Below are 312 nucleotides of genomic sequence, written 5' to 3'. Positions count from 1 at the left end.
CCGGCCGGACAGGAAATCTGGACGGACCAATACGGCCGGGTCAAGGTGCAATTCGCATGGGACCGGCAGGGCCGGCACGACGAGCATTCGGGTATCTGGCTGCGCGTGCTATCGCCGTGGCAAGGCGTGGATATGGGCGCGACGTTCATCCCGCGCATCGGTCATGAAGTCGCGGTGTCGCACTACCATGGCGACCCGGATTTGCCGGTGGTTATCGGCAGTGCGGTCAACGCGCTCCGCCAGCCTGCGTTGGACCTGCCGCACAATCAGGCGCTGTCGGTGCTGCGCGGCAAGGAACTCCACGGCACTGCA

Annotated in this window: 1 protein-coding gene; it reads left to right on the top strand. The window is 65.4% G+C overall.

Annotated features, from left to right (window positions below; translation table 11 throughout):
- On the top strand, positions 1 to 312 hold a 312-nt coding region (locus DIE15_RS36750; protein ID WP_221624193.1), incomplete at both ends, for a phage baseplate assembly protein V.

This window comes from Burkholderia sp. Bp9031, from assembly GCF_003857965.1.
In the GTDB taxonomy this organism is placed as follows: Bacteria; Pseudomonadota; Gammaproteobacteria; order Burkholderiales; family Burkholderiaceae; genus Burkholderia; species Burkholderia ambifaria_A.
This window is presented reverse-complemented; position numbering and strand designations above follow the sequence as displayed.